Source organism: Blautia sp. HCP3S3_B11, from assembly GCF_052064435.1.
Classification (GTDB): Bacteria; Bacillota; Clostridia; order Lachnospirales; family Lachnospiraceae; genus Blautia_A.
The window spans coordinates 95,404-120,656 of record NZ_JBQHVP010000002.1 but is presented as its reverse complement, the minus strand read 5'-3'; the positions used below and the strand labels follow the sequence as shown (position 1 = coordinate 120,656).

The window sequence follows — 25,253 nt, the reverse complement described above, 5'->3', positions numbered from 1 at the left end:
TGGTGCTTGTTTTTGTGTTTATGTCTGCTACTTTAGTAAGACAGCTTTTTGAACTGCAGATCATTCAGGGACAGGACTATATCAGTAAATTTGAATCAAGGACGACCAAAAAACGTGTGATCAAGAGCACACGTGGTAATATATATGATAGAAATGGAGAAGAACTGGCAACAAATGTGCTGGCTTATTCTGTAACTTTTGAGGATAACGGAACTTATGATTCTACCAGAGAAAAAAATCTTACGCTGAATGGCATTGCTTATCAGGTTCTGAAGATTCTTCAGTCTAATGGTGATTCTATAAGCACCAGTTTTCATATTGTTCTGGACGAGAATGGAAATTATGTATTTGATGTGGATGAGGGATTTACACTGAACCGTTTTCGTGCAGATATTTATGGTGAAGCGCTGATTGATAATCTGACAAAAGAACAAAAAAAGGCTACTGCAGATGAGATGATTGAATATCTAAGCGGCAATAAGGGATTTTCCATTGTTCTCTATGGAGATAATGCTTATACCAACGAAGAACTTCAATCTCATGGTCTGCCACTGGAGCTGTCCAAACAGGATGTTCTTGATCTGGCAAAGATTCGTTACGCATTAAGTACAAACAGTTTTAAAAAATATATGGCTGTTACGATTGCCACAAATGTAAGTGAGAAATCAGTAGCTGCTATCAAGGAAAATCAGGCGGAGCTTCAGGGTATTGATATTGTAGAAGATTCTATTCGTAAATATATTGATGATGTGAGTATGGGACCGATACTTGGATATACAGGTCAGGCTTCCTCAGATGAATTGGAAGAATTAAGGGCAAAGAACCCTGATTATTCCAATGATGCAATTGTTGGTAAAACCGGTATTGAAAAATATATGGAAACTTCATTGCAGGGAACAGATGGTGAGGAAACTGTTACTGTCGATAACCTTGGTAAAGTACTTAAAATTGATGACAGTACAAGAGTGGAACCTGTGGCAGGTAATGATACGTATCTGACTATAGACAGTAGCTGGCAGTCTGCAATCTATCAGATATTGAAACAAAGGGTTGCCGGAATTTTGTTGTCTAAGATAGAAGCAACCAAGACATATGATTTCAGTGTTCAGGATGCGGCTCAGATTAAGATACCGATTTATGGCGTATATAATGCACTGGTGTCGAACAGCGTTATTGATATCAGTAAATTCAGTGACGCAGATGCTTCTGATACAGAAAAAAATTTATATGCCAAATTTCAGCAAAAACAGCAACAGGTTTTTGATACAATAACTAACAGACTTACAAGTGAGAATCCTCCTGCTGTAAAGGATGAAGATGAACAGATTCAGGAATATCTCACATATATTTGTGATGATCTTCTGAGAGATACTCTTGGAATTATTTCAAAAAATGCAATCGATACATCTGACAGCACTTATCAGGTATGGACAACAGATAAAAATATCAGCCTGAAAGATTATCTGACATATGCAGCAAGTCAGAACTGGATCGATATTTCCAAATTTTCTACAGAAGGTGATTATCTGGATTCAGATGAGGTATATAAAGCACTTACAGATTATCTGATAGATTATCTGAAAACAGATAACAGTTTTTCTAAACTTCTGTACAAATATATGCTTCAGGAAGATACGATCTCAGGAAGAGAAATCTGCTTGGTACTTTATGAGCAAGGCGTTTTATCGAAGGATGACGGCACTTATGAAGCATTGGCATCTGGTGCTATGACGGCGTATGATTTTATGATCAATAAGATTTATACCTTGGAGATTGAACCTGCACAGCTTGCACTGGAGCCTTGTTCTGCATCAGCAGTGATTACGGATGTAAAGACCGGAGATGTGTTGGCATGTGTTTCTTATCCTGGATATGATAATAACCGACTTGTAAATAATATGGATACAGAATACTATACAAAACTGTCTCTGGATCAGTCCAGTCCATTCTTTAACAAAGCAACACAGCAGACAGCGGCACCTGGTTCTACATTTAAGATTCTTTCTACGATTGCCGGAATGTCTGAAGGCGTGATCGATGATGGAACATATATTAATTGTACAGGTTCTTTTGACCTGGTAACTCCGCCAATTAACTGTTGGAATAAACAGGGACATGGGGAAATTGAGATCAGAGAAGCAATAGAACAGTCTTGCAACTCTTATTTCAATATGGTTGGTTTTAAGCTTGGACAGGATGAGAACGGAGATTTTTCAGAAAATCGAAGTCTGAGTGTGCTACAGAAATATGCTGCTGAGATTGGGCTTGATAAGAAAACAGGAATTGAGATTACGGAATCTGCACCACAGGTATCAACTTCATATGCTGTTCCGTCTTACATCGGTCAGGGCACAAATGCTTATACTACCAGTCAGCTGGCTCGTTATGCAACCGCTATTGCTACAAGTGGAAATGTATATGATCTGACTTTACTTGACAGACAGACGAATTCTAAAGGTGAAACACTTAAAGAATATGAACCAGATATCATTAACACTGTTGATGTGTCACAGAATGTATGGGACGATATCCATGATGGAATGTATCGAGTGGTTCAGACTCATAAACAGTTTGATGGATTAGGAGTAGACGTGGCAGGTAAAACCGGTACAGGCGAGGTAAATATTTATCATCCGAACCATGGTATGTTTATCGGATATGCACCGGCTTCAGATCCTGAATATGCAATTGCAGTTCGTATTGAAAATGGATATACTTCCGGTAATGCATGCCTTGCGGCTGATGAAATTTTTAAATATATCTTTGAGTTAGCTGACGAAAAGTCTATTCTTACAGGTGTTGCCGCAACTGATACCAGTGATACATCGAATGACTAAAGGTATTGCTGTTCACTCCATTTTCAGTAACTCTTATTGACACGGCGTGAGTGGTAATTGCAAAATCACAATACACGAGAATACCAGGAGAGTGGAAAATTTTTTCAGGAGGAAATGTAACTATGAGTGAAGTCATTGTGATCACTTCCGGAAAAGGCGGAGTAGGGAAAACTACTACTGTTGCCAATATCGGGACAGGCCTGGCTATGCTTGGCAAGAAAGTTGTGGTGGTGGATACAGATATAGGGCTGAGAAATCTGGATGTTGTTCTGGGTCTGGAAAACAGGATTGTCTATAATCTGGTAGATGTAATTAATGGGAGCTGCCGCTTGCGACAGGCGTTGATTAAGGATAAAAGACATCCGGATCTTTGCCTGCTGCCATCTGCGCAGACAAAGGATAAATCTGCTGTATCACCAGAACAGATGATAAAACTGACCGATGATTTGAGAGAACAGTTTGACTATATTCTTTTGGACTGCCCGGCGGGAATAGAGCAGGGATTTAAGAATGCGATTGCCGGTGCTGATAAAGCATTGGTGGTTACTACTCCGGAGGTATCTGCAATCAGGGATGCAGACAGGATTATCGGTCTTCTCGAAGCAAATGACATTCATGATATCCGTCTGATCATTAATCGCCTGCGACCGGATATGATTACAAGAGGTGATATGATGTCTGTGGAGGATGTGACAGAAATTCTTGCAGTTGATCTCATTGGAACAATTCTGGATGATGAACAGATTGTGATCGCGACCAACCAGGGAGAACCTCTCTCCGGGAAAGCTTCTCAGGCGGAAGATGAATATATGAACATCTGCAAACGTATTCTCGGAGAAGAGATTCCATTTGTTGATATTAACAGGAAACAGGGATTTTTCAGAAGGCTAAGTAATATTTTCAAAAACAATTAAATCGTAAGGAGGGAATCTGTGTGAAAGCTTTTTTTAAAGAAAAGAAGCGTTCAGCAGGATATGCAAGAGACCGAATGAAACTTTTGCTGATCTCAGAACGGATCGACTGCTCACCACAGATGATGAAAATGTTGCGGAATGATATGATACATACCGTAAAGAAATACCTTACCATCGATGAAAAACAGATAAAAATTCAGATTACACAGGAGCCGGCAATGCTTTATGTGTATATTCCTGTTTTGAATAAAAAGGATAGATAAATTATGTTAAAGCAATATAAATTAAGATTTTACAATTTCAGGCTGATTCTTTTTTTAATTGCAATCAGCCTGATTGGAGTTACATTAGTAGGAACTGCTGCTCCGGATCTGAGGTCAAAACAGTTTGCCGGTGTAGTGCTGGGAATTATAATTATGTTAGTCCTTTCCTTGATGGATTATTCCTGGATTATGAACTTTCAGTGGATTATGTATGGCTTCAATATTATAATGCTGCTGGTTGTGCGTATTGCTGGTGACAGCGCCAACGGTGCTGCCAGATGGATCGGTATTGGATCTTTCCGATTCCAGCCGACAGAGTTATCTAAAATCATCCTGATTATATTTTTTGCAAAATTTTTCATGGATCATGAAGAAACTCTGAATACATTAAAAACACTGGCATTATCTGCCGTATTGCTGGCAGTTCCATTATTTTTGATCTTACAACAGCCTGACCTGAAAAATACGATTACGGTTGTGGTAATCTTTTGTATTATGATTTATATCGCAGGATTGAGTTATAAAATCATTGGTGGTGCATTGCTTATTGCAGTTCCTCTTCTGATTATCTTTTTATCAATTGTTGTTCAGCCAGATCAGAAATTGCTCAAAGATTATCAGAGAAATCGTATTATGTCTTTCTTATATCCGGAAAACGAGGAGTATTCTGATGATATTGAACAGCAGAATAATTCCAAAACTGCGATTGCTTCAGGCGAATTGGTTGGCAAAAAGTTAAGTGGTGATGACAGTACGACTTCTGTCAATCAGGGTAATTTTGTATCTGAAAATCAGACTGACTTTATTTTTGCGGTTGCAGGTGAGGAATATGGATTTATCGGATGCGTGGTAATCGTATTGCTGCTGCTTGCGATATCATTTGAGTGCATCCGGATGAGTCTTCGGGCAAAAGATTTGTCTGGGAGGATTCTATGTTGCGGAATGGGTGGTCTGATCGCATTACAGAGTTTTATTAATATTTGTGTTGCAACAGGTCTTGCGCCAAATACCGGAACTCCGCTTCCCTTTGTAAGCTATGGATTGACTTCACTTGTAAGCTTGTATATTGGTATGGGAATTGTGATTAATGTGGGACTCCAAAGCAGTACATATAACAAGGAAATCATACAAAAAGAGATTGACAGGAGAGAGGATTACTTATGAGAAAAAGAAAGGAATCTTCAAATCAAATACAGGAAAGAAAATCAGCTACTCCGTATAAATCAGCCACGCCATACAAGCGTGCACAAGAAGACAAAACTATTCGAAACCAAAATTCCAGACCTGTACATACTGTAAAACTCCCAAAATCCCAGATGCCGTCCAGGCAGACGGAGGAACATAAGGCGTTACAGCGTGCAAAATATCAGAAAAAAAGGCGGATATTAAAGAACATCTGTGGAACTTTGGTAGGGCTGTTTGCAATTCTTGTAGTTATTGGTGGTGCATTTTATGGATGGAATATATTAAGTGGAAATTACTTCGGAACACCAGAAAGGGCTTTTGATTCCTCAGAAGTCTTTACAAATGCACTTGCATCTAAAGAAAATATGAGGACACAGTCTTTTGCACAGAAATTGTGTGTTTCCGCAAAGGGAGATGTTGACCGTATAAAAAATGCAACTTTGGAAGACGGGCAAAAGGGATTATTATTCAGCCTGAGTAATCACAAGGTTTTATATGCAAATGGAATTTATGATAAAGTATATCCTGCGAGTATTACAAAAATTATGACCGCAATGCTTGCATTACAGAGTGGAAAGCTGGATGATATGGTAACCATTACTCAGGAGAATGTTACCCTGGAAGAAGGATCTCAGGTATGCGGATTTGTGGCAGGCGACCAGGTTACTCTGGATCAGCTCCTTCACTGTTTATTAGTATATTCAGGAAATGATGCAGCTTCTGCTATAGCTGAATATGTCGGTGGCACTACAGAGAATTTTGTGCAGATGATGAATGATTATGCTGCCAGACTTGGATGCACAGGAACACATTTTACGAATCCGCATGGATTGCAGGATGAAAATCATTATACAACTCCGTATGATATTTATCTGATGTTGAATGAGGCATTTACATATCCTGAATTTACAGAGATTACAGAATTACCATCTTACACAGTAACTTATACCGGAGTAGATGGAAGCCAGCTAAGCACAACCCTTACGGCAACTGATCATTATCTTACAGGAGAGGCAACTGCGCCAAAAGATGTTACCATTCTGGGCGGAAAAACAGGTACAACAGGTACTGCCGGTAACTGTCTGGCGATTCTTACACAGAATGCTTATGGCAAGCCATTTGTATCAATTGTTATGGGCGCTTCCACGAAGGAACTTCTATACCAGGAAATGAACTCTTTACTTCAGAATATTAATAGTTAAATAATAAAGAAATTTATGGTAAAATGACTGTAGCAGCTATGATCTGGTTGCTACAGTTTTTTATATTATAATGAGGATGATACGAATATGATAACCAGAGAAGAATTGAAGGATTTTAAAGAGCAGAGACGAAACCTTATAGAGCGGAAAAGGGATGAATTTGTACGAAACAGCCTGCTTTCCGATGAATTTCTTGAAATGCTTGAGAAAAATAAAAAACCAATGGATTTATTAATGTCTTATTATAAATGTGCAATCATGGAAATTGAGACAAAATTTAAAGTATTAAATCAGGAATATTCTCTTCAATATGATAAGAACCCTATCGAAAGTATTAAGACAAGGGTAAAATCTTATGACAGTCTGTTACGAAAAATACGAAACAAGAATATTCCACTGACACTGGATTCTATAGAGAAAAATATCACTGATATTGCGGGAGTTCGCGTGATTTGTTCTTTTCCTGATGATATTTATGAGATTGCAGAGAGTTTCCTGAATCAGGATGACATCACACTGGTTGAGAAAAAAGATTATATTAAAAATCCAAAATCAAGTGGATACAGGAGTCTTCATCTGATTGTACAAGTTCCTATTTTCTTGCAAAATACAAAGAAGCTTGTGACAGTTGAAGTGCAGCTTCGTACAATTGCAATGGATTTCTGGGCAAGCCTTGAGCATAAAATGAGATATAAGAAAAATATATCTACTGACCAGGTGAAGTTTCTTCAGGAGGAGCTTTCTGACTGTGCAAGACAGAGTGCGGCTCTGGATGAACGAATGCAGAATATTCGTAACGTGATAATTCAGAATTCTCCGGAAAAGGACTGTGAAGAGGGAATTTTTTTGCCATTGGGACTGCCGGTTAGCCGAGAGAACAGGAGAAAATAAACATGAGCGATTATATCACAACTTATACAGGAAAACATATTGATCCGGTGCATCCAATTTCAGATTTGATCTGCATAGAGGATATTGCACATGCGTTATCTTTGATTTGTCGCGGAAATGGACAGGTAAAAACATTTTTTTCCGTAGGACAACATTGTATTAACTGTGCCAGAGAAGCTTTGGCAAGAGGATATTCCAGCCGCATAGCATTTGCCTGTCTTCTCCATGACGCCAGTGAATGCTATTTATCTGACGTACCAAGACCATTTAAAAAGACTCTTACAGGCTACAAAGAACAGGAAGAGAATCTATTGAACCTGATTTATCAGAAATATCTTGGAAATCTATTAACGTCTGAGGAAGAAAAAAAGTTAATAGAAATTGATGACGATATGCTCTGGTTCGACCTGACTTATCTTCTGAATGAAAAGCAAACCAAACAGCAGCCAGAGGTACATATTACGATAGACTATAAAGTCAGGACATTTGAAGAAATAGAGAACGAATATCTGGAATTATTTCATTACTTTATGAGATAATTACAATGAAATTGTCATAGTGATATTGTTTTTAACCGAATTAAGTAAGTCCCCTGCTTCCATTGCGAAGAGCAATAAGCAGTGGGTAAAAGTAGAAACACCAAAGAAAGGCACTCAACTTATTGGCTCTTATATCTCTTATTTGAAAGATATCATGGAGGAGAAGCCGGTATAGCTCCAAGAACATTGCAGGATATCATGGGTCATGCTTCTATAAAAATGACGATGGAATTGTATAATCATGTTACAGATGAACGCTTGACAAACGAAATTCAGAAGCTAAATAATAGGCATATTTTGTGATGTAATAAGTTTACACCATTTTTAGATAAAAAATATCTAGCTAACACCAAAATTAACAGTTTTGTAACAATAAGCTTACACCAATTTGATTCTGAAACGGTCAAAAATATCTTTACTACACCAATTTTACACCAATCGTACACCCAAATATACGAAGATATAAGAAGATACATGAATATATAAATACATAAGTGAAATGTCATAAGATACGTATGATGCCGAGAAGGTCAGTAAAATCAAGTGAATTTCAAAAATTCAATAAAAATTCACAAAAAAGAGCAAATACCCCTTGTATTTTTGAATAATATGCACTATAATATATAACATATTAATTGAAATTTTTAGTCAAAATTAATATTATATGTGTCTAAGGAGGAAAACAGCATGGTTGAACTGATTGTAGGAAAGAAAGGCAAAGGCAAAACAAAAGTACTGTTAGATAAGGTAAATAGTGCAGTAAAAGAGGCAAATGGAAGTATTGTCTACTTAGACAAGAGCACAAAACATATGTATGAGCTTAATAATAAGGTACGTCTGATTGATGTATCAGGATTTCCTATTAAAAATGCAGATGAATTTGTTGGATTTATCTGTGGTATTCTTTCTCAGGATCACGATCTTGAGCAGATTTATCTTGACAGTTTCCTTAAAGTATCTAAATTGGAGGAAAAAGATATTACAGGTACTCTGGAACAGTTAGATGAAATTGGTAAACAGTTTAACGTTACTTTTGTGATTAGCGTATCTTTAGACAAAGAAGAAGTTCCTGAAGCATTCCATGATAAAGTTATTGTTGCTTTATAATAACAGATAAACAGGAAAATATTTTTTATTATAATTGATATTAAAAACTACATAGCACGAAAATAAAAGGATATCTGCCAGTATATTTTGGAATTAGCAGATATCCTTTTTAGTTGCATTTTCTGGTGACGTCTGTTATGATGAAAAGACCGGCAACGTGTCTCTGGCATACAGTAAGTATATTTCATAAATATCGAGAAAAAGGAGAGAAAAATGGAAGAATTATACAAATTAATAGAAGAAAAAATTAAAGCTTCCGGCTATCCAAGAGTGATTTCTGGTGAAGCGGTTTATGGAGATATCTGTGATCAGATTGAAGGAAAAGAAAATGGATCATATGTTTTGCTTTCTAAATTTGAAGATGATGTTATCTTTGAATATCACATTACCATTATGGATGACGAATTTAATCTTGGAGTGTTGACAATGCGTACTCCGGAAGGTGTATTTGAAACAGATTTTGATAAATAATAGAAATAGATATGAAAATGTAAATTTTTAAATGCATTTTCGTAGTTACAGGCGGAAAAATTCCGCCTGTTTTATTGTTTGTTTTTTGGAGGACAAGAAGTTCTGTAAAATGATAGCACTTAATCTTCACGTAAATGTACTGCAGTAGCCGCTTTACGACGTCTGGCGTCGTCCATCGCAGCATAATGCTTTTTGGTTGTATTTACGTCTCTATGCCCCAATACGTCAGCCACAAGATAAATGTCACCCGTTTCCTGGTATAAGGTGGTACCATAGGTGCTTCGGAGTTTATGAGGCGTAATTTTTTTTGTAGTTGTAATAGCTTTTGCATATTTTTTGACAAGGTTTTCAACAGCCTGAATACCGATTCTTTTTCTTTGAGTAGAATAGAAGAGAGCGTGTTCGTGTCCGGATATAGGAATGATATTTTCACGAACTTCAAGGTATTTTTTTAAAGCTTTTTCTACTTCATGACCAAAATATACAACCATTTCATTTCCACCTTTTCGGGTGACTTTGATTCCATTATTTTTAAAATCTACATCTTCTACATCAAGTCCTACACATTCAGACACACGAATTCCTGTACCAAGCAGGAGAGTAACGATTGCCAAATCACGTTCTTTCGTCTTTTCGTAATAAACACGTTTCTGACCGGTAAGTTCATCACCACAATGTTCAATGTAATCAAGCAACATAGCAACTTCATCGGCATCAAGACGTATAATACTTTTTTCGTGGGTTTTCGGAACATCCACAAGAACGGTTGGATTGGTTTGGATGAATTCATGTTTGTAGTAATATGCATAAAAACTTCTCAAAGCAGATATTTTTCTTTTGAGCCCACGTTCACCGTTTGTCTCTGTTTTATCCCCATTTTTGTAAACCTTTAGATATTCCTGATATTCCTCTATATCAACAGCCTTAAGCTGATCCAGAACGTCTACGGTGAAATCTTTCATAGAACAGTCTTTAAAAGCAGGATTTTCATCCAGTAAAAACTGAAAAAAAATACGGATATCATATGCATAGGAAATTCGCGTTTTGGTGGTAGTAAGCGGGTCCATAGCACGAAAATAATCTTTACAGAAATCTGGAAGGGTTTTTAAAACAGCACGAAGCTTCAGAATATTTGAGATATCAGTTTGTTCATGGTAGGTAACTTTTTTGTTATCATTATAATCTGTGTAATTATCCATTAGAAAACTCCTTTAATCTTTAATAATTAAATTAAGTATTTCAGCTGTGGCTTATTATAAATTGTATAGTGTTATACATCCCTGGGTATTGGAAAACACGTCTTTATTATTTGAGCGAAAAATAATAAAAGAATATAGATCATATATAAAATTAAAAATACAAATTAGTTAACAGTAATAGCATTATGTAAATACAAAACGTATAAAATATGCTAAAAAATTATAAACTATAGGAAATAAGCCAGTTGATAAATGAATTATACCATGAAAGTGGATTTTTAGCAATATCTATATGAAAAACTCGCGTTTGTCGTATAGATGTAAACGACATAAAACACTACTATTTTTTAATATTCATACGGTAATAAAGCAAAAAAGCCTGCGCATTTTTTGCGCAGGCTTTTTTGCTTTATATTAGCTCATTTAATTTTAGAATTACTGTTTTATAATAACAACTTATATACAATTTGCTATTATGCAATCCAATTCAGGAATTTCTTTTTTGACAGATATTAATTTTTCATTTTTAAGGAAACAATGTCTGGAATAAGCGGTTGTACAAATTTCATTTCTGGTTGTATTAAAGAATTCATAATTAAATTCAAGGGAAATTCCATTATATTTTTTAATACTGACACGAACCTGTATTTCATCGTCAAAAAAAACCTGCTTTTTGTATGCGACAGAAATTTCTACCACTGGAGAAATAACTCCCAGTTCTTCCACTTTTTTATAGCTGAATCCCATCTGACTCATATAGCCGATTCGGGCTTCTTCCATCCACTTTACATAATTGGAATGATGAATGATTCCCATCTGATCAGTCTCATGATATTGTGCTTTTCTGCAATAAGTATATGTTTTTAGTGATTCCATATGTTTCCCCTTTTCCATTATTAGGTTTAAAACCGGATTCATTAATGATTGATTATGAAGGCTTTTTTACATAGTTCAGAGGATCCTGATTTACGCCATTTACCATCACTCCAAAATGAAGATGCGGACCTGTGCTGTTTCCCGTACTTCCCACATATCCAATAATATCACCTTTTGATACTTTATCCCCGACACTCAGCTTTGGATTAAATTTGGACTGGTGCATATATTCTGTAATAAGTCCCTTATCATTATGATTTATCTTAGTATAATATCCTGCACCGCCTGAAGCAGAAGGCGATAACATAGCAACAATCGTTCCTGAGGCCGCAGCGTAAATAGGTGTACCCGTTGGAGCAGGAATATCAATTCCTTTATGGTTAGTGGAACCAATTCCGCCTGGTGACTGACGATATCCGAAATAGCTGCTGATATAAGAATAACCGGAGCTTAATGGCCATCTAAAAGAAACACCATTCTGATATCCAGGGATAAGAGCTCCATTTTCTCCGACATAATTATCGTCATCAATCCACTGACTTGTAGCCAGAACACCCGTAGAAGAATTGAGATAATACTTCTCTCCGTCTACCGAAATCCATCCGGTTTCTCGTTCACACGTCGACGGATTCATATAATATTTTTTACCACTTACGGTCAGCCAGCCTGAAGCAAGTACTCCATTTGACTCAGAATAGTAATAGGAACCATTTTTAGTAAACCATTTACTACAGGAAAGTTTTCCGTTGGATTCAAAATAATATCTTTTTCCTGAAGAAGCTTTCAGAATAATATCGTCGTAACGAATGCCATTTGTTTTTTTGAAGTAATATTTATGACCATTGATCGTTTGCCATCCTGTAAGTAATTTACAGTCTGATTCACGAAAATAACGGTAATAGGAATCTGGTTTATAAAAACCGTTGACTAACTTACCATTTGAACCGGCATAATAATAAGAACCATCCGTTTCTTTATACCACCCACTTGTGACAAGCTGACCTGTGTTTCGGTTAAAAGAATACCAAGATCCTTTAACTTTCAGGCGGCCTTTGGCCATCGTTCCATTTGCCTGAAGGTAATAAGTAGAGTTTCCATTTTTACGAAAACAGTTCTTATACATTTTTCCTTTTTCACTGAAACAATAATAAACATTATTGACTTTATGGAAACCAGCTCTTACTGCTCCATCATTCCAGAAATAGTATTTATTTCCAGCTGCTGTGGTAATCCAGCCAGTGTACATATATCCTTTTTTCACATCAAAGAAATAGGTCTTTCTATTGACTGTCTGCCACCCGGTAAGCATTTTTCCTTTGGAGTTAAAACAGTATTTTTTTCCACTGATTGTAAGAATTCCGGCCGTTGCTGCCCCTGTTTTTCCAAAATAATATTTATTTCCGGCAACACTCTGATACCATCCGGTAGCTTTTTTACCGTTTTTGTCATAATAATACCAGCTACCATTTTTCATTACAAAACCCGTTTGTTTCTTGGTGGTTGTTGCTGCTTTAACTGATACCGTAGAATATTGTGTAATTCCTCCACAAAAAATAAGTGACAGAATAAACAGGAAAACCGGTAAAATAAACTTTTTTTTCTTCATATTACTCTCCTGTCATATATAATCTGAAGCATAATCTCAAAATCATAAAATAGATTCATCGAGAATGATGGTAAAAGGACCGTCATTCTCAAGATCTGCGTGATTTACACGTTGAATCAATAATTTCATTTATTTTTCTACTGTGTATTTTTAAATTCAAGATATTTATTTTTCAAAAAATGCCACCCTCTTTTTATATATTTCCATATAACCTGCAAAATCTGTAAGATATATTTCCATATAAGCATAACAAACCTGGAAAATGGATTCCATATCTTCATAAAGAAATTATTCCGTTTTTCCTCAAGCTGTTCAGAGGATAATCTGTGAGGCTCTTCTTTGCGAAGTGGAATCGCCTCACCTGTTTCTGTATCCAGACAATCTATGTTTACGTAGGTTTCTTCTTCTACTGGCATTTTCCTGTCAACTAATGAGTGGTCAATCAGCCTCCATATCATAGCGTAAAGTACAGCAAAAACAGGAACTCCTGCGATCATACCAGGAATGCCAAAGAGTCCGCCGCCAATTAAGATGGCAACAATAACCATGAAACTGGAAAGTCCCGTGGATTCCCCGAGAATCTTTGGACCGAGAATATTTCCATCAAACTGTTGAAGAAGCAGAATGAAAATAGCAAAATATAAACCTTTGATAGGATCTACTACCAAAATCAGGAAAATACAAGGGATAGCTCCGATATAAGGTCCAAAAAACGGAATAACATTTGTCGCACCGATAATAACACTGACCAGAATTGGAAATGGCATATGCAAAAGTAACATTCCGATATAACACAAAACGCCAATGATGGCAGAATCCAGAAGCTTGCCGTATATGAAACCGCCAAAAGTTTTATGAGTGAAACGCATAGAATGAATAAGTGTATTTGCCCATTTGTGCGGCAGTACGGCATATACAAGCATTTTACTTTTGGCAACAAATTTTTCCTTATCTGCTAATACGTATAACGCAACGATTGCACCGATCAAAAAGTTCTTCATGAAAATTAGGATATCAAAAATACCTGCAGAAACATTTTTTAGCATATCCTGCATTTGTGGTAGAATGTTGGTGGTAAGATAATCCTGTAATTTTGTGGAATACTGATTGATCATGTCAATCATGTCAGAATTCATATTCCATCCATGCTCCACAAAGGAATTAAGCCATTTTTCAATAACTTTCACATAATATGGAAAGCTGTAAATAATGCTCATGATACTTCGGATCAACTGTGGAAGTACCATCATAATTAATGCATAAATAATGACCCAGAATAAAAACATAGAAAAAAGGACACATGCCCATCGAATGGCTCGTCTTCCCTTCTTCTGTAACTGGATATTGTGTTTTTTAAGCTGTGGATAGATCAATTTCTGTTCAAAAAGATTGATCAGTGGACTGAGAATATAGGCTAATATCACACCATAGATAATAGGTGCCATGATTCCCAAAAATGTTTTAATGCCCACAATAAGGGTCTTCATATGAAAGATGCCATAATAAAACAGCATACTGGCGGCAATTACCAGAAAAGCCGTCACACCCCAGTGTAAATAGCGGTTATCCCAACGAAACTTCATAACGTCCTCCTTTTTAACATGGTACGATTATAACATTTTTTTTAAGGAATGTCTCTTGATTTTATGAAAAATTAATATATAAAAAATATTTGTGATACTGAGGACGAAATAGTTACTGTTCACTCCGTTCGCAGTATCACAAAATAAACAATAACTCAAATATTTTAAACTACACATAAATGCTAATATAGCTCCTGGAATAAGTATACATAATGTGATTATGGTAAATGTGATATTAAAAAAAGAACAGCTTGCTCATTTAAAGAGATTCATTTAAAAATCTTCAATCAAAAATCTTTAGATGAGCTACTGTCCTTTTTATTATATAAGAGTTTTATTATTTTTTCATAGAATCAAAAATCTCAATTGCCTGAATGATTGCCTTAGCCGCACCGTCAATGCCAAGTTTACTACTGTCCACACAGAGATTATAGCTTGCAGCAGCGCCCCACTTTTTGTTTGTGTAGTAGTTATAATAACTGGAACGGCTCTTATCGGTCTTGTTGATCATATCTTTTGCTTCTTTTGCCGTTTTGTTGTGTTTCTGAGAAAGACGGCTGATTCGCCAGTCTGTATCTGCGTGTACAAAAACACTGAAGCAGTCTTTGTATTCTGCCAATGCATAGTCTGCACATCTTCCAACCATAACGCAAGGACCTTCTGAAGCCAGTTTCTTAATTGCGTCAAACTGTGCAAGAAATACTTTATGATTCATCGGCATATCAGTAAATCCTGAAGAGGAATATCCAAAGGAATATGTATCCATTACCAATGAATATAAAAAGCTGTTGGTAGGTTTCTCGTCATGATTCTCAAAAAGTTCCTTGCAGATACCACTTTCATTTGCAGCATGTTCAAGAAGCTCTTTATCATAGCATTTAATACCGAAATATTTGGCAACTTCCTGTCCTATCTGTCTTCCGCCACTGCCATATTCACGACCTATTGTAATAATTGAACTTGTACTGTTCATAATCTACACTCCCTTCTGTTATGGATTCAATAGAAATATTATACAATATTTTTGCAGAAATGCAAACTATTTTCGCAATTTTTCTAATAATTTAAGAAAGTATTCAGGTAAAGGAGCTGTAAATTCCATATATTTACCAGTGGATGGATGAACAAAGCCGAGAATCATTGCATGAAGTGTCTGTCCTTGTAAATGATAAGGATTTTTCCCTGAACCGTATACTTCGTCGCCAAGCAGGGGATGCCCGATACTTGTCATGTGTACTCGAATCTGGTGTGTTCTTCCTGTTTCCAGGCGGCATTCCACATAGGTGGCATTTTTAAAACGTTCTAACACTTTATAATGTGTAACAGCATCTTTTCCGTTCTTATAGTTAATAGACATTTTCTTTCGGTCAACCGGATGACGTCCGATCGGACCTTCAATAGTTCCTTCATCTTCTTTTAAAACACCTGCCACGATTGCACGATATCTACGCTTAATAGAGTGCTCTTTTAGTTGCCCTGCCAGGTCGCGGTGAGCATTATCATTTTTACATACAAGAAGTGCACCAGTGGTATCTTTATCGATTCTGTGGACAATTCCGGGACGCAGAACACCGTTAATGCCGGACAGATTATCTTTGCAATGAAACATAATTGCATTTACCAGTGTACCAGAAGTATGTCCGGCACTTGGATGAACGACCATTCCCTTTGGTTTATTTACAATAAGCACATCCTCATCTTCATAAAGAATATCCAGGGGAATATCTTCGGGAAGAATATCCGGTTCTTCCATATCCGGAACTTCCAGGGAAATATCGTCCTGATCCTGAACTTTATAGTTAGCCTTTACAGGAGAACCATTCACCATTATTTTCTGCTCTTTAAGCAGTTTCTGAATATAAGATCGTGATAATTTTTCATTTTTTTCAGAAAGATAGCGGTCAATCCGAATACCGGACTGACCGTCAGAAACGTGATAATTAAGAATTTCCATAGTATTATTCCTTTTTTATTCGTAAAAAATCATAATCTTCATTGTTTTTGTATTTAAAACATACCAATATGATAAGCAATACACCGCTGCATACAACGTAGATATCGGCCACGTTAAATACAGGAAAATCAATAAGTGAAAAATAAATAAAATCTACCACATAGTCTCTGAATACTCTGTCAATAAAATTTCCCAAAGCCCCAGAAACCATTATAAGAGAAGTTATAGTAAGAGGCAGATAATAGGTATTTCGTGGAATCCGAGCATATACATAGGAAAATACACCAAAAAATAAAAGACACAAAATCACAAATACTGGGATTTTACCTTCAAACAGACCAAATGCCATTCCACGATTTTCAAGATAATGTAGCTGAAGAATTCCGGGAATAAGATTTATATCAGGTCTACCTTTCAGATAAGTGAGAACCAGATACTTACTCCCCTGATCCAGAATTGTCAGCACAAAGATGGCAATACAGCCTAGAAGCCAATGCTTCCAGGCTGGTTTTGTTGAATTTATGCTCATACGAGAATCTCCCCGATTGCCTGAAGTAATTCGTCGTCTGTAACTGTTTTGTCAATAAAACTTTTACCAATTCCGTCCATAAGAATAAATTTGATATGTCCGGCTTCCATCTTCTTATCTTTCTTAGTTGCTGCGAGAATATCTTCGGCTTTCAGTAAATCGACGGAAAGAGGCAACTTATAAGAAGAACATCCATTTCGAATCTCTTCATATTCGTGTTCAGTCAGCAATCCTCTATTCATGGAAAGACAGGCGGCCGCAATCAGACCGATACCGACACACTGTCCATGAAGCAACTGAAAATCTTTGAGTTTCTCTACGGCATGACCAACTGTATGACCAAGATTTAGAAGAGCACGTTCGCCCTGCTCTTTGGGATCTCGTTCTACTACACCGGCCTTAATTTCACAACATCTGCGAATCATTTTAGAGAGCATACCTAAATCCAGTTCGCTGATTGTCTTTTGATTCTGGCATACAAAGCGGAAGAAATCGCCATCGCAAATCAGACCTGTCTTAAGAATCTCGCCCATACCACAGGTAAATTCACGTTCTGGAAGAGACTGTAAAGTACTCATATTCATATATACAAGACGTGGCTGATGGAACGCTCCTACCATATTTTTATACTGAAGAAAGTCGACTCCGGTTTTACCGCCTACACTACTATCGACCTGGGCAAGAAGGGTGGTAGGAACCTGAATAAAGTCAATTCCTCTTAAATAAGTTGCTGCACCAAAGCCAGTCAGATCACCTACAACTCCACCACCTAATGCAACCAGAAGACCTTTACGATCCATTTCGTTTTCAATCAGAGTTTTATATAATTCCTGTACAGTAGATAGGTTTTTATTCTTTTCACCGGCTTCAAATTCAAAAGAAAATACACTTGAAGAGATTTCTTGAAAAATTGTTTTGACGGAATCAAGATAAAGTGGTGCTACATGACTGTCTGTTACGATACAGATTTTTCGTCCATCCAGTCCTTCTTCTTTAAGTGCACGGGCAAGATTTTTAAAGTCATTTTCGAAATAAATAGGATAATGAAAATCTCCTTCTCGCTTCACAAGTAGTTTCTGTACTGCCATTTTCTCACTCTCCTTTGATAACTTAAATTGTATAAATATAAAGAATAACATCATCTGCCAATGTACCGACACTAATCTAAAAATGACTTGTTAAGTACACTACGGCATTGTTAAGTGTTATAAATAACTAATGAGTAATTATATATAACGTAAAATGCGGACACCGCATCTTCCCTTTTTGGTCTGGTGGGACATACCATCAAAAATAAAACGTCCCTTTCCTCGTACAGAGATGATATCACCCTCTTTGGGTTCATATCCATTGGAAGTAATCAGTTTTCCATTGACAAAAACCTGTCCTCCTTCGATATAAGATACCATACTGCTTCTGGAAGCTTTAAATGCAAGTGAAATCAATGAATCTAAACGTACAGAAGCACAGGTACCATTAATAGATTCCAATTTTGGGCAGGGAAGTTTATCAGGGTCGTCTACTTTTGTAATTAAAATATTTGTATGGCGGACACGGCACAGATTATCAAGAAAGAAGTCCGTCATTTTATTCTGGCAGAAAAACCAGGCAGCCTTTTCCTGAACAACAATATCACCAATCACACTTCGCTCTATTCCAAGATTAAGAAGTGCTCCGAGATAGTCACGATGTGTGAGAGACTCGGAAAATTTGATTGCTTTTGGCTCTATTTTAAGGCAGTCAATCGGATATTCCCATGTAAAAGCAAGAGCATCAGGATGAAATGCCACCATCTGACGCTCTGCATTTTCATAGCCTCCGAAAATTTCCATAACAATCTGGGGAAACTGACGTTTCAGGCTACTGACCATATTCTGCTCATTTAAATTAAGAAAATCCGAAAATGTAACGATATCTCTCTGATAGGAAAGATTAGCTAATTCCCGGATTCTCTTAAGAAAAAAATCGTCTTTTTCCATTCGGGGATTAGTAGCCTGCTCTTACTGACGGAGCAGATCCTCCCAGAATATTCTGAAGATCACCGGTGATATCTACATTGTACGGTCCAAGTACAAAGATATAGCTTGATACTTTCTGAAGGCTTCCGCCTAAAGAATAACATGCACCAGATGTGAAATCGATGATTCTCTGTGCCAGTTCAACATCAATTCCCTCCAGATTTAAAATTACTGTAGAATTATCTACTAATGTGTCTGCAATCTCACGTGTATCTTCCATAGAAGAAGGTTTAATAACACAGACTTCCATATTTGGACCCTGGTTTGATTTACGGCTGCTTCTCATTGGAGTAATCTTAGAAGATGCAGCAGGACGTGTCTGGCGTTCGGCGCGTTCCTGCTTAACCGTAACTTTTGACGGAGCCGGAGCTGTCTGTTTCGGAGCGGATGCCTGTTTTGGAGCTGCTTTTACTGATTTTTCCTCTATTTCATCAAAAGTGTCATCCTCATCGGCTTCTTTCTTCTTAGAGAACTTATCAAAGAATTTCTTCTTAGGTTTTTCATCAAAATCCTCATCAAGAAAATCTTCATCATTCTCTTCATCTAACAGATCATCATCTAAGAATCCATCATCATCGTAATCATCATTTAATTTGATGGCATCTAAAAATTTATCTAAAACGCCCATTTTATTCTCCAATCTTTTTTTAGTCTTCTTTTATTGAGTAATCTCTCTCGCCAAAAATACCCGTTCCCACGCGTACCATAGTGGCACCTTCCTCAACTGCGACCTGATAATCATTTGTCATTCCCATACTCAGGACGCTCATATTAACATTATTAATGTTTTTGGCCGCAATGTCAACACTTAATTTCTTTAATTTCTGAAAAACTTCTCTATTTTCTTCAGGATTTGCTACAAATGGAGCAATTGTCATGAGTCCCATCACTTTGATATGCTGATAAGAAGAAATTTCCTCCAGAAATGGTAATACCTCTTCGACAGTGAGGCCAAACTTGCTTTCCTCTTCCGCTACATTTACCTCGATTAAAACAGGCATACAGATTTCTTTTTTTGCAGCTTCTTTTTCAATGGTTTCTGCCAGACGGACAGAATCTACAGAATGAATCATGGATACCTTATCAATGATATATTTCACTTTATTTCTCTGTAAGTGTCCGATCATGTGCCACTGTACATCAGAAGGCATCTGATCATATTTATCCATAATTTCCTGAACTTTATTTTCTCCAAATACGCGGGCACCCGCATCATATGCTTCTTTGAGCATTTCTACAGGTTTTGTTTTGCTGACTGCAATAAGAGTTATCTCCTGAGGAGAACGCCCGGCAGTCTCACAGGCATTTTCGATATTTTTCTTTACAAGATTTAATTTATCAGCTAACATGTTAAGCCTCCTTAATTAATTAGTATAAAATGTCTTCTTCTTTTACTTTATCTGCATTTCTTACAACATGGTCATATCTTGCAAGACCATAGGAAGTGTTTTTTGAGACAATAGCATATTCTTCGTTTTGGTCAAGTATTTCAATACGGCGGAAAACAGCATATCCTTTATTGATACAGTAAACACCCTCTAAGGTGTCTGTTTCACCGATGATATATTTCTCTCCGGTATCCGGATCAATAAGCGCATCTCCTTCTTTAAATGAACTCTTGTCAATATAATAGATCATTGGCTGATCTTCTGATCCGTCGGTTGCCAGTTTGGAAACCGATGTATCTTCTACACTTGCATATATACTTACACTTTTAAATGTTCCGGAATCTTTGTTTCCAGATGCAAGCATAAATCCTGTTTCATTATTCTGGGTTGTTGCCATTCTGGATGGGACAACATAAAAATCTTTGGTCACAATAGAAGATAATGGTATCTTTAATCCAACTACTGTATTCGTTACAAGTTCAATATCAAGAAAGCGGTCAGAAGCATAACGGATAAGTCCCTTATTAAAATCAATCTGTCCATATTTCCCACCGTCTATCGTGATAATGGAAAAATCTCCGTTCTGTGTCATGTCATCTTTCAAGAATTTGACACGTATAGTTGAGCGGTCTTTCAGTTTCTCTGCCTGTTTATCACTTAGTGGAATCAAGAGGCTCCAGCGTTCATCTGTAATAATTGTGTAGACATCGTCTCCTGACTGAACAGAATCAGATGTCTTTAAATCTGTTTCATGATAAGAATTCTGATCGAAATCCTCAGCAGTCACAGTATCTATTGTTTTTCCTTCGTAATTATCTGTAGAATATAAAATAATTCCATCTGACTGTGACTGACATATCGACTCATTTCCGGCATATACATTGCTATTCGTGATGTTGTCTTCACTGCTGTCATCACTTCCGTCATATTCATCAGATGTAAGCGGAGCTGAAGAACTGTTTTCAGACTCAGCATATTGAAGAATGTTTCCCTTCAGTTCGTATTTGAAACTGTAAGTATTGTTAAATTTGCTGGAATTGAATCCCTTGGAAAAACTCATCATATCACTTCTGATCTTTAATAGTTCTTCTGTAGTAAGAGAAGCTGTGGCTGTGGATTTTTTTATACTGCTTAAACCATAAACAGCTCCGGAAGCATTGATTTTACTGCCCTCTCTCGCGTAATAGGTAATATATCCGGAAGAAGGTGCTGTACATACCGTTTCCTCACGAATAGCAAGTCCTGTATACGTTTCATTGCGGGACAGCGGTCCTGATGTTACCTGATAAGATTCAATGTGGGTAGTTGTAAAGTACAAGATAGCGCTGAATGACATATAAATAAATAAGATACCGAACATAATAGTACCAATATTCAGACCTGCAACCTTACGTAACCTGGCGAGAATTCCAGGCGTTTTTTCCTGCTTTTTATATTTATCAGACAATGAAATGTCTCCTTTGATCATGGAATCTATATAGAATGTAAATTATTTCTGTTACGGAAAGCAGTCGCCTTTCCATAATTTCCAAAATATTGTAACACTTTGTTAAGTTAAAAACAAGTTTATTCATAAAGAATTCACAGGAAAGTGCTTGCCATAGCTGTTACCAGAAACCACCAGGAACTGGGCGTGCGGTAATAACTTTAAAATAAGAACGTATTTTCAGAATATAAGTTTGCTTTTCGTAATGGAATATGATATTATAAATGTAACTCTTTTCACATCAATTATATAGAACTTACCGGAAAATGGTAAGGCTGAGAATAGATAAGAAATTTATTAAACCGGCAGGGAGGTATAAATTATGGCATATGGAAGAATAACAGAAAAGCAGCAGGAAATCCTTGACTATATTAAGAATGAGATTCTTAACAGAGGTTTTCCTCCTGCAGTGCGTGAAATTTGTGAGGCTGTAAATCTGAAATCAACTTCTTCTGTGCATTCACATCTGGAGGCACTTGAAAAAAATGGATATATTCGCAGAGATGCAACGAAGCCGCGCGCAATTGAAATTATTGATGATAACTTTAATCTGGTACGCAGAGAGGTTGTAAATGTGCCAATCGTTGGTACTGTTGCAGCAGGTCAGCCGCTTCTGGCAGTTGAGAATATCGAAGGGTATTTCCCAATTCCGGCGGAATTTATGCCGAATGAACAGAGCTTTATGCTTAAAGTAAAGGGCGAAAGTATGGTAAATGCCGGAATCTTTGACGGAGATCAGGTACTTGTAAGAAAACAGTCTACTGCTGAAGATGGAGATATTGTAGTTGCTCTGATCGAAGATGGAGCTACTGTTAAGACTTTTCATAAAGAAAAAGGTTACTATCGTCTTCAGCCGGAAAATGATGCAATGGATCCTATTATCGTGCAAGGGGAATTACAGATTCTCGGCAAGGTATTTGGCGTATTCCGTTTATATCAGTAATTGTGTTAGGAAATTGTCTGAGTTTTAGTTTGAGATGTGGTATAAAAATACATATATTTATCATTTATAAAAGCATGAGACAGATATAGTATAAAAATACATCTGTCTCATGCTTTTTTGCAATTGAGAAATTATATAAATTCCTAACACCGTTTTTATTTATTTTTCAAGAAATTCGTTAATGTCCAGGATTTTGCCATCTCTCCAGATTCTTTCGAGGTCATAGAAAAGACGGTTCTCTTCGTCAAATACGTGGACGATCATATCGCCGTAATCCATAAGAACCCAGCTGGAGTTTCTGGTTCCCTCAATCTGTTTTGCTTCAAATCCGGCTTTGCCAAGTGTTTCATCTACATTGTCAACCATAGCCTGAACCTGATTCTGGTTGGAAGCACTTGCAATTACAAAATAATCGGCAATTACAGATACTTCATGGATATCTATTACCTTAATATCTTTTCCTTTTTTCTCATCAAGTGCGTGGCAGGCAAGTTTTGCCATTTCAAGTTCTCTATTCATGGAAACATCCTCTCTTTCTATCTGCTTTTATAACTGTTCAATATCTTCATGATCAACAGACTATTGAATAGCTGCATATATCTTCTCTAATAAATATTTATATCAGTAATCTGTTCTCCCTGTTGTGCTGTCCCCTATATGTAAAACTCTGCTATTCGAGACAATTTATACTCAGGACTGTCTTTTCATATGTAGATCCCTGTAATACAAGAAGGCATCTTTCGTAGCATTATCAATATCTTTCGGATTTTCCTCCAGATAAGCCAATGTATCAGCCAAAATCTTATACATACATTCGTCAAGATCCTGAAAAGCCAGTTTACGTACAATTGCAAGATTAGGAGCTTTATCACGTTTTGGTTCAATATAATCAGCAATATAGACGATTTTTTCCAACAGTGTCATATCTGGCTTTCCGGTAGTATGCCAGGTGATGGCAGAAAGAATATTTTCATCTGTAACATCATATTTAGCCTTAGCTACGTAAGCTCCAAGCTTGGCATGAAGTAAAAAAGGATGTTCCTGTTCGAATTCAGATACCGAAATGTGATGCTGGCTGCACATTTTCAGCTTCTTTTTGTTCGGAATACATTTTGCACAGTCATGGAGCAGTCCGGCAGTCTGGGCTGTGATCAGATCACAGTCATGAACCATGGCAAGTGCTGCACATGTAAACATAACTCCCAGCGTATGTTCATAACGATCCTCATCCAGATATTTCGCTAATTTTTTCTGCATTTTTATAAAATCATACTCTGCCATTGGAAGATCATCCTTTCTTTTCGGCCAGACTGTAAATCTGGTTTTCTCTGATATATTCAATCACCGGATCAGGAATATAGTAACGCACACTTTTATCTTCGCTGATCCAGTTTCTGAGCATTTCGCTGGATACATCAAGGTTTGTGGTATTCAGTGTCAGAAATGTGCCATTATATTTAAGCGAAAGACGGCTCATTTCTGCTTCGAGCTCTGCGATTGTGGAATGATTTCTTACAGCAGTTACCAGAATACAGTTTCTGCAGATCCTTTCCGGTTCACGCCATGTATCAAAGTCATATAGGGAGTCTGCGCCGATTATAAAATAATAATCAGTATCCGGATTCTTCTCTTTTAGCATTTCCAGTGTATGATAAGTGTAAGTATAACCATTTTCATGCATTTCAGTCAGCGACAGTTCAAAATGAGGATTTCCGGCAATCGCTCTGCAGACCATTTCAACTCTTTCTTCATCTGTGGCACGTCCCTGACGGTTCCTCTTGTGAGGCGGATTTCCGGAAGGCATGAACAGTACCTTTTCCAGTTGAAACTGTTCGTATGCTTTCTCTCCCAGAATCAGATGCCCCATGTGGATGGGATCAAATGTACCGCCCATAATACCAATTCTGTGTTTGATGTCAGCCATAAAAAACTCCGTATTATTTTCTGGGTAATTCGATTTTTTTCTTTTCGTTTTTGCCTTCGCGGTATAAAATAATTTTCTTGCCGATAACCTGTACAATCTGGGAACGTGTACGTTCTGCCAGAACCTCAGCCATCTGGCGCGGATCTTCCAGACAGTTCTGGAGAACACTGATCTTAATTAATTCTCTGGCTGCAAGTGCTTCTTCTACAGCGGCAGTATTTTCAGGTGTAAGTCCACCTTTGCCAAGCTGGAGAATCGGATCCATGGTCATTGCAAGACCTTTTAAATAAGCTCTCTGTTTACTTGTCATATTTATCTTCCTCTTTGTCTTCTATCTG

General features: G+C 37.0%; 26 protein-coding genes. 10 read left to right on the top strand and 16 right to left on the bottom strand.

Features of this window, described 5'->3' with window-relative positions:
- The first annotated feature begins 20 nt into the window (after positions 1-20).
- From ACTNC0_RS02105 to ACTNC0_RS02065, 9 genes are all read left to right on the top strand, one after another.
- Positions 21-2,837 carry a penicillin-binding transpeptidase domain-containing protein gene (locus ACTNC0_RS02105; protein WP_441086168.1) on the top strand — a complete coding sequence of 939 codons (2,817 nt, stop codon included), beginning with the start codon at positions 21-23 and terminating at the stop codon, positions 2,835-2,837.
- A gap of 122 nt (positions 2,838-2,959) precedes the next feature.
- Positions 2,960-3,751 (top strand): septum site-determining protein MinD, encoded by a 792-nt coding sequence (minD, locus tag ACTNC0_RS02100; protein ID WP_117677408.1) that lies wholly within the window; start codon positions 2,960-2,962, stop codon positions 3,749-3,751.
- 20 nt (positions 3,752-3,771) lie between these two features.
- Positions 3,772-4,014, top strand: coding sequence for a cell division topological specificity factor MinE (gene minE, locus ACTNC0_RS02095; RefSeq protein ID WP_118410924.1), 243 nt, complete (start codon positions 3,772-3,774; stop codon positions 4,012-4,014).
- A 3-nt stretch (positions 4,015-4,017) separates the two neighbouring features.
- Positions 4,018-5,178 (top strand): FtsW/RodA/SpoVE family cell cycle protein, encoded by a 1,161-nt coding sequence (locus ACTNC0_RS02090; RefSeq protein ID WP_117677406.1) that lies wholly within the window; start codon positions 4,018-4,020, stop codon positions 5,176-5,178.
- The gene (locus ACTNC0_RS02085) at positions 5,175-6,401 is read left to right on the top strand and encodes a D-alanyl-D-alanine carboxypeptidase family protein (protein WP_441086167.1); all 1,227 of its coding nucleotides are present in this window, start codon (positions 5,175-5,177) and stop codon (positions 6,399-6,401) included. Before ACTNC0_RS02090 ends, ACTNC0_RS02085 begins: the two co-directional genes overlap by 4 nt.
- A gap of 87 nt (positions 6,402-6,488) precedes the next feature.
- On the top strand, positions 6,489-7,292 hold the full coding sequence (locus ACTNC0_RS02080) for a GTP pyrophosphokinase (RefSeq protein WP_441086166.1): 804 nt from the start codon (positions 6,489-6,491) through the stop codon (positions 7,290-7,292).
- Between the two features lie 2 nt (positions 7,293-7,294).
- On the top strand, positions 7,295-7,831 hold the full coding sequence (locus ACTNC0_RS02075) for a hypothetical protein (RefSeq protein ID WP_441086165.1): 537 nt from the start codon (positions 7,295-7,297) through the stop codon (positions 7,829-7,831).
- A 687-nt stretch (positions 7,832-8,518) separates the two neighbouring features.
- Positions 8,519-8,938 (top strand): twitching motility protein PilT, encoded by a 420-nt coding sequence (locus ACTNC0_RS02070; protein ID WP_441086164.1) that lies wholly within the window; start codon positions 8,519-8,521, stop codon positions 8,936-8,938.
- Between the two features lie 213 nt (positions 8,939-9,151).
- On the top strand, positions 9,152-9,409 hold the full coding sequence (locus tag ACTNC0_RS02065; RefSeq protein WP_441086163.1) for a hypothetical protein: 258 nt from the start codon (positions 9,152-9,154) through the stop codon (positions 9,407-9,409).
- A gap of 119 nt (positions 9,410-9,528) precedes the next feature.
- On the opposite strand, the gene ACTNC0_RS02060 is transcribed toward ACTNC0_RS02065, so the two are convergent.
- The 12 genes from ACTNC0_RS02060 to ACTNC0_RS02005 form a co-directional block, all read right to left on the bottom strand.
- Positions 9,529-10,608: a tyrosine-type recombinase/integrase gene (locus tag ACTNC0_RS02060; protein WP_117677203.1), complete on the bottom strand. Its 1,080-nt coding sequence runs from the start codon at positions 10,606-10,608 to the stop codon at positions 9,529-9,531.
- A gap of 456 nt (positions 10,609-11,064) precedes the next feature.
- Positions 11,065-11,484 carry an acyl-CoA thioesterase gene (locus ACTNC0_RS02055; RefSeq protein ID WP_441086162.1) on the bottom strand — a complete coding sequence of 140 codons (420 nt, stop codon included), beginning with the start codon at positions 11,482-11,484 and terminating at the stop codon, positions 11,065-11,067.
- Between the two features lie 52 nt (positions 11,485-11,536).
- Positions 11,537-13,090 carry a peptidoglycan DD-metalloendopeptidase family protein gene (locus tag ACTNC0_RS02050; protein WP_441086161.1) on the bottom strand — a complete coding sequence of 518 codons (1,554 nt, stop codon included), beginning with the start codon at positions 13,088-13,090 and terminating at the stop codon, positions 11,537-11,539.
- 137 nt (positions 13,091-13,227) lie between these two features.
- A complete protein-coding gene (locus ACTNC0_RS02045; protein ID WP_441086160.1) occupies positions 13,228-14,673 on the bottom strand; it encodes an AI-2E family transporter in 1,446 nt (481 codons plus the stop codon).
- Between the two features lie 337 nt (positions 14,674-15,010).
- A complete protein-coding gene (locus ACTNC0_RS02040; RefSeq protein ID WP_117677188.1) occupies positions 15,011-15,646 on the bottom strand; it encodes an AAA family ATPase in 636 nt (211 codons plus the stop codon).
- A gap of 66 nt (positions 15,647-15,712) precedes the next feature.
- Positions 15,713-16,627 carry an RluA family pseudouridine synthase gene (locus ACTNC0_RS02035; protein ID WP_441086159.1) on the bottom strand — a complete coding sequence of 305 codons (915 nt, stop codon included), beginning with the start codon at positions 16,625-16,627 and terminating at the stop codon, positions 15,713-15,715.
- A 4-nt stretch (positions 16,628-16,631) separates the two neighbouring features.
- Positions 16,632-17,156 carry a signal peptidase II gene (lspA, locus tag ACTNC0_RS02030; RefSeq protein ID WP_441086158.1) on the bottom strand — a complete coding sequence of 175 codons (525 nt, stop codon included), beginning with the start codon at positions 17,154-17,156 and terminating at the stop codon, positions 16,632-16,634.
- A complete protein-coding gene (aroB, locus tag ACTNC0_RS02025) occupies positions 17,153-18,244 on the bottom strand; it encodes a 3-dehydroquinate synthase (RefSeq protein WP_441086157.1) in 1,092 nt (363 codons plus the stop codon). Before aroB ends, lspA begins: the two co-directional genes overlap by 4 nt.
- Before the next feature lie 138 nt (positions 18,245-18,382).
- The gene (locus ACTNC0_RS02020; protein WP_441086156.1) at positions 18,383-19,135 is read right to left on the bottom strand and encodes an RNA-binding protein; all 753 of its coding nucleotides are present in this window, start codon (positions 19,133-19,135) and stop codon (positions 18,383-18,385) included.
- Positions 19,136-19,142: 7 nt separating this feature from the next.
- Positions 19,143-19,802 carry a cell division protein SepF gene (locus tag ACTNC0_RS02015; RefSeq protein ID WP_441086155.1) on the bottom strand — a complete coding sequence of 220 codons (660 nt, stop codon included), beginning with the start codon at positions 19,800-19,802 and terminating at the stop codon, positions 19,143-19,145.
- Positions 19,803-19,821: 19 nt separating this feature from the next.
- Entirely contained in the window at positions 19,822-20,523 is a 702-nt protein-coding gene (locus tag ACTNC0_RS02010; RefSeq protein ID WP_441086154.1) for a YggS family pyridoxal phosphate-dependent enzyme, read from the bottom strand.
- Between the two features lie 19 nt (positions 20,524-20,542).
- Positions 20,543-22,009, bottom strand: a complete 1,467-nt coding sequence (locus ACTNC0_RS02005) for an HlyD family efflux transporter periplasmic adaptor subunit (RefSeq protein ID WP_441086153.1) — start codon at positions 22,007-22,009, stop codon at positions 20,543-20,545.
- A 361-nt stretch (positions 22,010-22,370) separates the two neighbouring features.
- Here ACTNC0_RS02005 and lexA point away from each other — a divergent pair, with 361 nt between their 5' ends.
- Positions 22,371-22,991 carry a transcriptional repressor LexA gene (lexA, locus tag ACTNC0_RS02000; RefSeq protein WP_117677180.1) on the top strand — a complete coding sequence of 207 codons (621 nt, stop codon included), beginning with the start codon at positions 22,371-22,373 and terminating at the stop codon, positions 22,989-22,991.
- Between the two features lie 159 nt (positions 22,992-23,150).
- Here the strand turns inward: lexA and rsfS are convergent, their stop codons facing one another.
- The 4 genes from rsfS to yhbY form a co-directional block, all read right to left on the bottom strand.
- A complete protein-coding gene (rsfS, locus tag ACTNC0_RS01995) occupies positions 23,151-23,510 on the bottom strand; it encodes a ribosome silencing factor (protein ID WP_441086152.1) in 360 nt (119 codons plus the stop codon).
- 171 nt (positions 23,511-23,681) lie between these two features.
- On the bottom strand, positions 23,682-24,272 hold the full coding sequence (gene yqeK / locus ACTNC0_RS01990) for a bis(5'-nucleosyl)-tetraphosphatase (symmetrical) YqeK (RefSeq protein ID WP_441086151.1): 591 nt from the start codon (positions 24,270-24,272) through the stop codon (positions 23,682-23,684).
- A 7-nt stretch (positions 24,273-24,279) separates the two neighbouring features.
- Complete coding sequence (gene nadD, locus ACTNC0_RS01985) at positions 24,280-24,915, bottom strand: nicotinate-nucleotide adenylyltransferase (RefSeq protein WP_441086150.1); 636 nt, start codon at positions 24,913-24,915, stop codon at positions 24,280-24,282.
- A 13-nt stretch (positions 24,916-24,928) separates the two neighbouring features.
- The gene (gene yhbY / locus ACTNC0_RS01980) at positions 24,929-25,225 is read right to left on the bottom strand and encodes a ribosome assembly RNA-binding protein YhbY (protein ID WP_441086149.1); all 297 of its coding nucleotides are present in this window, start codon (positions 25,223-25,225) and stop codon (positions 24,929-24,931) included.
- Positions 25,226-25,253: the final 28 nt, after the last annotated feature.